This is a genomic window from Neorhizobium sp. NCHU2750 (assembly GCF_003597675.1).
In the GTDB taxonomy this organism is placed as follows: domain Bacteria; phylum Pseudomonadota; class Alphaproteobacteria; order Rhizobiales; family Rhizobiaceae; genus Neorhizobium.
Map to the genome: position 1 here is coordinate 1030254 of NZ_CP030827.1, position 10436 is coordinate 1040689.

Annotated in this window: 10 protein-coding genes and 1 riboswitch; of the genes, 3 read left to right on the forward strand and 7 right to left on the reverse strand. The window is 62.6% G+C overall.

The features are described 5' to 3' along the window. Positions 1–18 precede the first annotated feature (18 nt). Both NCHU2750_RS05115 and gmk read left to right on the forward strand, forming a co-directional pair. Complete coding sequence (locus tag NCHU2750_RS05115; protein ID WP_119939465.1) at positions 19–906, forward strand: YicC/YloC family endoribonuclease; 888 nt, start codon at positions 19–21, stop codon at positions 904–906. A gap of 3 nt (positions 907–909) precedes the next feature. Further along, complete coding sequence (gene gmk, locus NCHU2750_RS05120; RefSeq protein WP_119939466.1) at positions 910–1587, forward strand: guanylate kinase; 678 nt, start codon at positions 910–912, stop codon at positions 1585–1587. Between the two features lie 4 nt (positions 1588–1591). Here the strand turns inward: gmk and NCHU2750_RS05125 are convergent, their stop codons facing one another. The 4 genes from NCHU2750_RS05125 to NCHU2750_RS05140 all read right to left on the reverse strand — a co-directional run bounded on the left by NCHU2750_RS05125 (position 1592) and on the right by NCHU2750_RS05140 (position 5701). Next, entirely contained in the window at positions 1592–2719 is a 1128-nt protein-coding gene (locus NCHU2750_RS05125; RefSeq protein ID WP_119939467.1) for an acyltransferase family protein, read from the reverse strand. A 164-nt stretch (positions 2720–2883) separates the two neighbouring features. Further along, on the reverse strand, positions 2884–3657 hold the full coding sequence (locus tag NCHU2750_RS05130) for an ABC transporter ATP-binding protein (protein WP_119939468.1): 774 nt from the start codon (positions 3655–3657) through the stop codon (positions 2884–2886). Next, positions 3654–4685: a FecCD family ABC transporter permease gene (locus NCHU2750_RS05135; RefSeq protein ID WP_502703821.1), complete on the reverse strand. Its 1032-nt coding sequence runs from the start codon at positions 4683–4685 to the stop codon at positions 3654–3656. The genes NCHU2750_RS05130 and NCHU2750_RS05135 overlap by 4 nt, the downstream gene beginning before the upstream one ends. Then, complete coding sequence (locus NCHU2750_RS05140; RefSeq protein WP_119939469.1) at positions 4682–5701, reverse strand: ABC transporter substrate-binding protein; 1020 nt, start codon at positions 5699–5701, stop codon at positions 4682–4684. The genes NCHU2750_RS05135 and NCHU2750_RS05140 overlap by 4 nt, the downstream gene beginning before the upstream one ends. Positions 5702–5845: 144 nt before the next feature. After that, a riboswitch (cobalamin riboswitch) is annotated at positions 5846–6054 on the reverse strand. Positions 6055–6194: 140 nt separating this feature from the next. Between NCHU2750_RS05140 and zigA the strand changes: the two genes are divergently transcribed. Next, positions 6195–7400 (forward strand): zinc metallochaperone GTPase ZigA, encoded by a 1206-nt coding sequence (gene zigA / locus NCHU2750_RS05145; protein WP_119939470.1) that lies wholly within the window; start codon positions 6195–6197, stop codon positions 7398–7400. 30 nt (positions 7401–7430) lie between these two features. Here the strand turns inward: zigA and rsmA are convergent, their stop codons facing one another. Genes rsmA through NCHU2750_RS05160 form a run of 3 tightly spaced genes read right to left on the reverse strand, consistent with a single transcriptional unit; the run spans position 7431 to position 10273 of the window. Next, positions 7431–8276 (reverse strand): 16S rRNA (adenine(1518)-N(6)/adenine(1519)-N(6))-dimethyltransferase RsmA, encoded by an 846-nt coding sequence (rsmA, locus tag NCHU2750_RS05150; RefSeq protein WP_119939471.1) that lies wholly within the window; start codon positions 8274–8276, stop codon positions 7431–7433. Beyond that, positions 8276–9304 (reverse strand): 4-hydroxythreonine-4-phosphate dehydrogenase PdxA, encoded by a 1029-nt coding sequence (pdxA, locus tag NCHU2750_RS05155; RefSeq protein WP_119939472.1) that lies wholly within the window; start codon positions 9302–9304, stop codon positions 8276–8278. Before pdxA ends, rsmA begins: the two co-directional genes overlap by 1 nt. Before the next feature lie 27 nt (positions 9305–9331). Further along, positions 9332–10273, reverse strand: a complete 942-nt coding sequence (locus tag NCHU2750_RS05160) for a SurA N-terminal domain-containing protein (protein ID WP_119939473.1) — start codon at positions 10271–10273, stop codon at positions 9332–9334. Between the last annotated feature and the right edge of the window lie 163 nt (positions 10274–10436).

The window sequence follows — 10436 nt, forward strand, 5'->3', positions numbered from 1 at the left end:
TAATCTGGGGTAAATTGAATGACATTGCAGTCGATGACCGGGTTCGCCCGCGCAGAAGGTGCGAGCGGACGCAGCCGCTTCGTCTGGGAACTGAGATCGGTCAATGGCAAGGGGCTCGACCTGCGCCTTCGCCTGCCGCCCGGTCTCGAACGGCTGGAGCCGGATGTCCGCAAGCTTACCGCCGAGGCGCTCGCCCGCGGCAATATCCAGGCGACGCTCTCGGTCTCGGTGGACGACACGCGGATGGAGGCGGTGGTCAATCGCGATGCGTTGACCGCCGTGCTGGCTCTGCGCAACGAACTCAAGGACGTCATCGATCCGGCGCCGCTGCGCCTCGATACGCTGATCTCGATCCGCGGCCTCGTCGATATCCGCGAGCAGGAGGATGGCGAGGATGCGCTTCTCGCCCGTGACGCGGCGATCCTGTCGGGTCTGTCCAAGGCGCTCGCAAATCTTAGGGAGATGCGCGAGAGGGAAGGGGCAGCCCTTCGCTCCGTGCTTGCCGCCCATGTCGCCCGTATCGCGGAACTCACCCATCTCGTGGAGGCGGATCCGGCCCGCACGCCGGACGAGATCGCGAGGAAGCTCACCCAGCAGGTCGACCAGCTGCTGCAGGACAAGGCCGGGCTCGACCGCGACCGCCTTTATGCCGAAGTAGCGCTTCTCGCCACCAAGGCGGATCTGCGCGAGGAGATCGACCGGCTGAAGGCGCATGTGGCAGCTGTCGGCGAGTTGCTGCAGAATGGCGGCCCGATCGGCCGCAAGCTGGACTTCCTTGCACAGGAATTTAACCGGGAATCGAATACAATCTGTTCCAAATCCAATTCCGCTGCTGTAACGGCTGCAGGCATCGAACTGAAAGTGGTCATCGACCAGTTCCGCGAACAGGTCCAGAATCTGGAGTAGAAGATGAGCCCGGCACAAGCGACCCCGTCCGACAAGGCAGACACGAAGATTGCCCGGCGGGGCTTGATGCTGGTTCTGTCCTCACCGTCCGGCGCCGGCAAGTCGACCATCGCCGGCAATCTCCTGCGCGACGACCACAGTCTCGAAATCTCCGTCAGCGTCACCACCCGTGCCAAGCGGCCAAGCGAAATCGCCGGCAAGCATTATCACTTCATCACCATCCCGCAATTCGAGCGCATGCGCGACAATGGCGAGCTTCTGGAATGGGCTGAGGTCCACGGCAATTTCTACGGCACGCCGCGCGAGCCGGTGGAACAGGCGATGGCCGAGGGGCGCGACATGCTGTTCGACATCGACTGGCAGGGTGCGCTGCAACTGCAGGACAAGATGAAGGCTGACATCGTCTCGATCTTCGTCCTGCCGCCGACCATGACCGAGCTCCAGTCGCGCCTGCACCGCCGTGCGGAGGATTCAGAAGAGGTCATCCGCACCCGGCTTCTCAATTCCCGCGCCGAGATCGAGCATTGGCGCGAATATGACTATGTCATCGTCAACGACGATCTCGACGAGGCCTTCGGCCACGTCAACTGTATCGTCAATGCCGAGCGGGTGCGCCGCGACCGCCGCCACGGCCTGTTCGATTTTGTCGCCAATCTTCTGACCGAAGAGCCGAAGCTCTGACCATTCAGGCGAGTTGCGGGCGGGCGAGGAGCCCGTTCAGCCGGCGCCATCCTTCATAGACTATCGCACAGGCGGCCAGCGTCAGCGCCACGATCGGCACGAATGCGGCGATGTTGAACATGCCCATCCGGTCCAGCCAGAAGGCGATCAGCAGCATCAGCGTCTGGTGCAGGACATAATAGGTCAGGATCGCCTTGTTGAGATATTGCAGGGCCCTGGGGCGCCAGTCGCGCAGCATCTGGGCATAGCCGAGGATCGCGACGATCATGCACCAGCGGAAAGGCCCAAGGACCAGATTGCCTGCAATCGAGTTCCACGTGTCGTGATCTCCGAGTGGAGCCATGCTGAACTGGTAGAGCAGCGCCGGCACACAGCAAAGCGCGACGATCAGCGCCGGCCTGCGCATCCTGCCAAGCTGCTGCCAGAATTCCTCCTGCCGGCCGAGGAGAACTCCGCCCAGGAAGCAGGACAGGTAGAGCCCGTGGGAATACCAGTCGTTGACGAGATTGGTCGTCGGCGGGAAGTGTGGGCGCAGGACAACGCGAAGCAGCACGAACAATGCTGCCGGCCAGAACAACAGGCCTGCGCCCCGGAGCAAGGCGGCCAGCCATGTGCCTGCGGCCGGTATTCTGTCGTGCGCCATTGAGACCAGCAATGCAAGCAGCGCCGTATAGACCCACAGATAGGCGAGATACCACAGATGCTCCATTCTGACGATCACATGCTGGCCACCGTCCGGCAGATCGAAAGGTGACAGCGTCAGATAGCGGGCGAATACCTCGAAAATTCCGATCTGCATCCCGGCCACGCCGTTGAAATAGACGTAGAGCTGCGGCGGGATGAGCAGGGCGATGCCGATGAGAAGCGGAAATAACAACTGCCTCGATCGCCGGCTTCTCAACTCCGTCGCCGAGATGCGCTCCAGGGCGAAGGCCGTCGCCACGCCCGAAATCAGGAACAGCAAACTCATCCGCCATGGATGACTGAGAAGATGAATGATGTCGAAATAAATATTGCTGTCGGGCGCCTTCAGGAAAAACTCCCTGCTACCGTACATTAGGCTTACATGATAAATGATTAAAAGCAGAAAAACGGAAATACGCACCAGATCAAGCTCGTGTCGACGTGCCATTTGATCTACCCCAGTCCAATATTAAGTCCCCAAGCTGGAAGTATCATGGGTGGGTTTTATTAGTGTGAATCTATATCGCGTCTATGTACATTAGTAATTGCTAACTGTCTGGGCGGCGCTACTGATATCAAGGGGAGGCGGCCACCGATGGCCGGTCTCTTCGTTTACATCAGGTATTGGATGTGCAGCCGGCCGTGATGCGTCGAGACCGAGACATGTGCCTCGACACCGAACACGTCGGCAATCAGCGTCTCGGTCAGGATCTCGAAGGGCGGGCCGCAGGCCACCAGTTTTCCCGCGGACAGAACCGCGATCCGGTCGCAGAAGCGGGCGGCGAGGTTGAGGTCGTGGATCGCGACCACCGTGGTGACCGGTAGCTCTGCCACGAGCCGCAGGATGTCGATCTGGTGCTGGATATCGAGATGGTTGGTCGGTTCATCGAGGATCAGCACGGACGGAGACTGCGCCAGCGCCCGCGCCAGCTGCACCCGCTGGCGCTCGCCGCCGGAGAGCGTGTGCCACGATTGCTCCCGCCGGTCCTGGAGGCCGACGCGGGACAGTGCCTCATCGACCTGCCGGTCGTCCTCCTGCGTCCAGGGCGAGAGTGCCGAGCGATGCGGCGTGCGGCCGAGCTTCACCACATCGACCACGTTGACATGTGCCTCCGTCATCGAATGCTGCTCGACGACCGCGACGCGCCGGGCAAGTTCCCGCCGCCCGAAACTGCCGATCGCCCGGCCGTCCAGACTGACGTTGCCTTCCGCCGGGCCGCGCAGCCCCGCAAGCAGCCGGATCAGCGAGGATTTTCCCGAGCCGTTGGGGCCGATCAGCCCGAGCGTCTGCCCGGCCTCGACGGACACGGAAATGCCGTCGACGATCACCTTGCGGCCGGCCAGGAAACGGACCGCATGGGCGGCAAGTATCGCCTCGGCGCTCATGCGGGTCTCCTTGCACGGTAGAGGATGACGGAGAAGAACGGCACGCCGACCAGTGCTGTGACCACACCGATCGGCAGCACCTGCGGCGCGATGATGATGCGCGAGACGATATCGGCAACCACCATGAACAGTGCGCCGGTCAGCGCGCAGGCGGGCAGCAGCCGCATATGGCCGGGCCCGACGACGAAGCGGGCTGCATGCGGAATGACGAGTCCGACGAAGCCGATGGCACCGACCATGCTGACCATGGTGGCCGTCATCAGCGCGGTGACGAGAAGCAGCAGGGCGCGTACCCGGCCGACAGCGATGCCGAGCGAACGGGCGGCATCCTCGCCGAAGGTGAAGGCATCGAGCGCCCGCGAATGCCAGATGCAGACGACGAGCCCGACGGCGACGACGATCGCGGCAAGCGCCACGTCGGGCCAGCGGACGCCGGAAAAGCTGCCGAGCAGCCAGAACATCACGCTGCGCGCCTGTTCGGCATTGGCCGAGGTCGAGACGATATAGGAGGTGAGCGCATTGAACAGCTGCGAGGCGGCGACGCCCGCCAGAATGGTGCGGTCTGCCGTCTGTCGCCCGGTCGTCAGCACGATGACGAAGGCGAAGGCGAGGATCGCCCCGGCAAAAGCGCCGGCCGAAAGCGAGATCGCCCCGCCGCCAAGCCCCAGCAGCATGACCGAAACCGCGCCTGTGGAGGCACCGGCCGAAACGCCGAGCACATAGGGTTCGGCCAGCGAGTTGCGTAAGAGCGACTGCAGGATCGCACCCGACAGCGCCAGCGCCGCGCCGCAGAAGGCGGCAAGCAGCGAGCGTGACAGGCGGTAATCCCAGATCACCGCTTCCTGGATGCGTGGCACCGCGATTGCGGTCAGGCCGAGCCTGTTGGTGACGGCCGCAGCCGCCGTCTTCATCGGGATCGCCATCTCGCCGATTGCAATCCCCGCCGTCATGGCGAAGAGCAAAGCGATGAGGACGAGGAGGGCGCCGGCAGTGCCGGCAGCCCAGACTCTGGTCCGCGATGGCGTCACTGCGACAGGCCGAAGGACTTGATGCCGCGGGCCAGCGTCTCGATGCCGTCGATCGTGCGGATCGTCGGGTTCATCGACTGCGCGTCCATCATCACGAAGCGCCTGTTCTTCACCGCGTCGAGCTGGCTGACGACCGGATCATGTTCGAGGAAATCGATCTTCACCTTTGGGTCGTCGGCGGCATAGCGGCGGCGGTCCATCGTGGCGATGACGATGACGGCCGGATTGGCCTCGGCGATCGTCTCCCAGCCGACCAGTGGCCATTCCTCCTCGGTCGACACGACATTTTTCGCGCCGATCGTCTTCAGGATATAGGCGGGCGCACTGTTCTTGCCGGCGATGAAGGCATCGCCCTTGGTCTCCTTGCTGGAGAACCAGAAGACGATCGGCAGGTTCTTCGCCTCGGCCCCCTTGATCGAGGCGACCGCTGCCGCCTCGCGCGCCTTGAGATCGGCGGTGAGCTTGTCGCCGCGGTCCTGTACGTCGAAGATCTCGGCCAGTTCATCGATCTCCCGATAGATCAGGTCCATCGTGAAGAGTTCCTTGCGCACCCCGTCGCCGCCATCGGTATTGGTCTTGGCGACGCAATCGGCCGGCGAGATATAGGTGTTGATACCGAGATCGGAAAACTGCTCGCGCTTGCCGACCGAGCCCATCGGACCGACATGCCATTCGAATTCGGCGGCAACCAGATCCGGCTCCAGCCCGACGACCGACTCGAAGCTCGGATCGTTGTCGGCAAGCCGTTTGATCTTCGCATTGGCCTCGGCATATTGCGGCAGTACCGGGCCGACCCAGACGGCGGTGCCGGCGACCTTGTCGGCGAGCCCGAGCGAATAGAGGATTTCGGTCATGCCCTGGCCGATCGAGACGATCTTTCGAGGTGTCTTGTCGAATGTGACCTTCTGGCCGCAATTCTCGATGGTCAGCGGATAGCTGGTCGAGCCTGCGAAGGCGGTGGCGGGAAGAGCCGATGCGGAAAGCGCAAAGAGCGCGGCAATCAAGCCGAGTTTCATGTCCTGTCCTTTAAGAGTGAATGGCTAAGCCGGGATGAAAGGCAGGACGTTGCAGTGCCGCGACCGCGGATTGCATCGGAAACGGCGGGCGACGGCGTCGCTTGCGTCATAAGTCTCTCCCTGCCGGAACACCTCGTCCGGTACTGGTTGGCCTAAGCTGCGGCAGGTCTCCTGACTTGCGGCTCATACGCCCTGTCGTCTCCTTCCCGGCCGGTGAGGCCAGTGGCTGTGACGAAGGGCTCGCCGCTTACAGTTGCGAGGGCAGTCGCGGAATTGGTCGGGGCTGATAGCCCGAAACCTCACCGCATTCCCTTTTCATCTGCGAATGCAGAACCGTAGCGTGTCCTTGATAGGAGACCGTCTGGTGCTTGTCCAGTGATCTTGACTGCACGGCAGGAAGGGGGACCAAAACTCCCGCAGGAGGCTTGACGACCCGCCGTGCATGTGCTGACGTAATAGTATAACGTAACGCGCAATGCAATGGACATCTGTTATGAAAGAGAGACTCCCCGTCACCGTGCTTTCCGGCTTTCTCGGCGCCGGCAAGACGACGCTGCTCAACCATATCCTTGCCAATAGGGATGGGCTGCGGGTGGCGCTGATCGTCAACGACATGAGCGAGGTCAATATCGATGCAGCGCTGGTGCGTGATGGCGGTGCCAACCTCTCCCGTACCGAGGAGCAATTGGTGGAGATGACCAATGGCTGCATCTGTTGCACGCTGCGCGATGACCTGTTGACCGAGGTTCGGGCCTTGGCGGAGCAGGGCAGGTTCGACTATCTGCTGATCGAATCGACCGGTATCGCCGAGCCGCTGCCGGTTGCCGCCACCTTCGACTTCCGCGACGAGAACGGCATGAGCCTGTCCGATGTCGCAAGGCTCGACACGATGGTGACGGTCGTCGATGCCGCCAATCTTTTGAAGGATTACGGTTCCGGCGATTTCCTTGCCGATCGCGGCGAGACGGCGGGCGAGGGCGACAACCGCACCATCGTCGATCTTCTCGTCGAACAGATCGAGTTTGCCGATGTGGTGATCCTCAACAAGATCGGCACGGCAACCGAGGCTGAACGCGACGCCGCGCGAAAAATCATCGTCGCGCTCAATCCGGATGCCAGGCTGATCGAGACCGATTTTGGCAAAGTGGAGCTGAAGGAGATCCTCGGCACGGGGCGCTTCGATTTCGACAAGGCGCAGGAACATCCGCTCTGGTTCAAGGAACTGCATGGCTTCAAGGATCATGTTCCGGAAACCGAGGAATACGGCATCCGCTCCTTCGTCTATCGCGCCAGACAGCCTTTCGAGCCGGAACTCTTCCAGCGCTTCATCGATCGCTCATGGCCGGGCGTGGTGCGGGCGAAAGGCTTCTTCTGGCTGGCGACGCGGCCGAATTTCGTCGGCGAGATCAGCCAGGCCGGTGCGCTTGTCCGCACCGGTCGGATGGGCCTCTGGTGGTCGGCCGTGCCGAAGGAGCGCTGGCCAGACAGCCCGGATTTCCGCCGAATGATGCAGCCCTATCTGCACCCGGTCTGGGGTGACCGGCGCCAGGAGATCGTCTTCATCGGCGCCGATCCGATGGACGAGCGAAAGATCACCGCCGAACTGGATGCATGTCTCGTCGACGCGCCGGCGTTCACACCGGAAAGCTGGAAGAAACTGGCTGATCCCTTTGCCAACTGGGATCGGCAGGCCTCGTAGCGATGATCCGCTCAACTCGCCAGCGTGCCTTCAAAGCGCGTTGGCGAGCGACACGAATTCTTCGACCGAGAGCGTCTCTGCTCGGCGCTGCGGGTCGATGCCGGCCTTGGTAAGCAGTGCCTCTCCGCCGACAGGTTTCAGGCTCTGGCGCAGCATCTTGCGACGTTGGCCGAAGGCGGCATGGGTGATGCGTTCGAGCTTGGCAACGTCGCAGGGCAGGGGATTGGTGCGCGGCGTCAGATGAACGACGGTGGACGTCACCTTCGGCGGCGGAGAAAATGCCTGCGGCGGCACGTCGAACACCATATGCGCATCGGTGCGCCAGCCGGCCAGCACCCCGAGCCGGCCGTAATGGTCGTCATCCTCGTCGGCGACGATCCTGAGGCCCACTTCCTTCTGGAACATCAGCGTCAGGCTGTCCCAGAACGGCGGCCAGACGCCGTCTTCCGGCAGGAGCCAGTTGATCAGCAATTGCGTGCCGACATTATAGGGCAGGTTGGCGATGATCTTCACCGGCCCGCCTTCCGCCCTCTCGGCTGCAAGCGCCTTGAAATCGGTCTTCAGCGCATCGCCTTCGATGACGTCCAGCCTGCCCAGATAATAGTCGGAGACTTCCGCCAGCACCGGAAGCGCACGCGGATCACGCTCGACTGCAATCACCTTTTTCGCACCGAGTGCCAGAATCGCCCGCGTCAGGCCGCCGGGACCGGGGCCGACCTCGAACACGGTGACGCCTTTGAGCGAACCGGCCGAACGGGCAATCTTCTGGGTGAGGTTGAGATCAAACAGAAAGTTCTGCCCGAGCGCCTTTTTGGCATCGAGCCCATGGCGCTGGATGACATCGCGCAGTGGTGGCAGGCCGTCGAGTGTTGCCATCAGGCGGCTCCGCTTTCAGGCTGGGTATTGGTGGCAAGCTGGGCTGCCAGCTTCAACGCCTCGACGAGGCTCGTCTCCCGCGCGATACCCTGGCCGGCAATGCCGAAGGCGGTGCCATGGTCGGGCGAGGTGCGGATGAAGGGCAGGCCGAGCGTCACATTCACCGATGTGTCGAAGCCGAGCGCCTTGGCCGGGATCAGGGCCTGGTCGTGATACATGCAGATGGCCACGTCATAGCGCGACCGCGCCTCGTCGTGGAACATCGTATCGGCCGGCAGCGGGCCGAAGACATGCAGGCCTTCCTCGCGCAGCTTGACGATCGCCGGATGGATGACGTCCTGGTCTTCAAGCCCGATCGCGCCGTCTTCGCCCGCATGCGGGTTGAGCCCGGCGACGGCGATCCGTGGCCGCTCGAGGCCGAACCGGGTCTTCAGGTCGTGGTTGGTCACGCGGCAGGTCTCAAGGATCAGTTCTTCCGTCAATGCGGCCGGAACGGCGCTGAGCGGTATATGGATCGTCACCGGAATGGCGCGCAGCTTCGGGCCGGCCAGCATCATCACCGGCAGAACGTGACGGCCCGTCTCCTTCATCGCCAGATCGGCGAGAAATTCCGTGTGGCCGGGAAACTGGAAGCCGGATTGATAGAGGACCGACTTGGCGATCGGATTGGTGACGACGGCCGAAGCGCGGCCTGCAAAGCAGAGGCTGACTGCCGTCTCTATGGCCGAAATCGTGCCGGCCGCCGTCGCAACATGCGGCTCTCCGGCGGCAACCTCAATGCCGGCCGGCACGGAAAATACGGGCACGGCCTCTTCGAAGATCGATAGGGCATTCTCCGGCGTCGCCTCGCGAACGGGCACATCGAGCCCGAGAAGGGAAGCGCGTGCTGCAAGCACGTCGGCATCGCCGATGAACAGGAAAGGCGGCAGGCCGGTTTCCCGTCTTGCCGCCCAGGCAGAAAGGGTAATGTCGGGGCCGATCCCGGCGGGATCGCCCTGGGTCAGCGCAAGCGGGCGAACGGGCGCCATGAATACTCCGGCAGGGCGGTCAGCCCATTATTTCAGATCGATTTGTGCCTTGGAGCGCAGATCATCGAGATATTTCTTGCTGTTCGGATCGGCACCCGACTTTTCCGCCTTGGTCAGGTCTTCTTCGCGGAAGACGGCTTCTGCAGCAAGGTCGTCGGAAACCTGACGCTGGTTGCAGACGGCAAGGAATTCCACGCCGCGGTCGGTCACCTTCGTCGCCGTCGTGCCGTTCTTGGCATTCTCGATCAGCGGCTTCCAGTCGTCCGGCAGGTTCGGCGTCATCACACGGCCGAGGTCACGCACGGAGACGTCGAGCATGGTGGCCGCAAAATCCTTGGCCTGGTCGCAGCCCGGGAAACGTGCTCGCGAAGCCTCGGCCTCAGCCTTGCGCTTGTTGAGGATGGCGTTCCGCTTGGCGGCAGGCACGACGAAGATGATCTGCTTCAGCATATATTCGGTCGTAACCGGCTTCTGCTTGTTTTCCATCATCCGGGTGACCAGTTCTTGGTCCGACATGCGGCTGCCGCCGCTGCCATAACGGGCGTTGAGAAGTCGCGGCCAGCTCATCTGCACGGCGATGAAGGCTTTGAAATGCTCGGCGGTAACGCCCGCCTTGTCGAGGATCTGCGTCATCTGAGCAGGCGTCATCTTGTTGCTCGCCGCAAAGCGGGCAAACGAGGCGTCGACGTCATCGGTGCTGACCGACATTTTCACGCGGGCGATTTCCTGACGCTTCAGCATCTCGTCGACCAGCTGGTCACGGGCAACCTTGGCATCCGGCTTCTGCCGCTGCAGGCGCAGAAACGCCATGCGATGCGCCACGTCGGCGCTGGTGATCGGCGTGCGGTTGACGACGGCAACCACGTCGCTCGTGGTCTGCGCTGTCGCAGCGATCGGGCTGACGACAAACGAAGCCGCCAGTGCGGCTGCGGCGATTGCCAGCCTGCGCGTTCCGGTTACTTCAAACATCAGTCCACTCCTCTTGCGCTCGGACGTCCTATGCGGCGTGTGGGCCGCCTCTTACTATATGCCAGCCCGCATGCGCAATCGTTGCGGCAAAACCATGACGCTGCGACATCTGCATCGTCACATCTATGCGATCGGTACCGACCGGCAATCTGCGCCGGCCAGA

Excerpts from the sequence above, each read along its gene's own strand:
- NCHU2750_RS05115 (WP_119939465.1), top strand. The coding sequence starts at position 19 with ATGACATTGCAGTCGATGACCGGGTTCGCCCGCGCAGAAGGTGCGAGC.
- gmk (WP_119939466.1), top strand. The coding sequence starts at position 910 with ATGAGCCCGGCACAAGCGACCCCGTCCGACAAGGCAGACACGAAGATT.
- NCHU2750_RS05125 (WP_119939467.1), bottom strand. The coding sequence starts at position 2,719 with ATGGCACGTCGACACGAGCTTGATCTGGTGCGTATTTCCGTTTTTCTG.
- NCHU2750_RS05130 (WP_119939468.1), bottom strand. The coding sequence starts at position 3,657 with ATGAGCGCCGAGGCGATACTTGCCGCCCATGCGGTCCGTTTCCTGGCC.
- NCHU2750_RS05140 (WP_119939469.1), bottom strand. The coding sequence starts at position 5,701 with ATGAAACTCGGCTTGATTGCCGCGCTCTTTGCGCTTTCCGCATCGGCT.
- zigA (WP_119939470.1), top strand. The coding sequence starts at position 6,195 with ATGAAAGAGAGACTCCCCGTCACCGTGCTTTCCGGCTTTCTCGGCGCC.
- rsmA (WP_119939471.1), bottom strand. The coding sequence starts at position 8,276 with ATGGCAACACTCGACGGCCTGCCACCACTGCGCGATGTCATCCAGCGC.
- pdxA (WP_119939472.1), bottom strand. The coding sequence starts at position 9,304 with ATGGCGCCCGTTCGCCCGCTTGCGCTGACCCAGGGCGATCCCGCCGGG.
- NCHU2750_RS05160 (WP_119939473.1), bottom strand. The coding sequence starts at position 10,273 with ATGTTTGAAGTAACCGGAACGCGCAGGCTGGCAATCGCCGCAGCCGCA.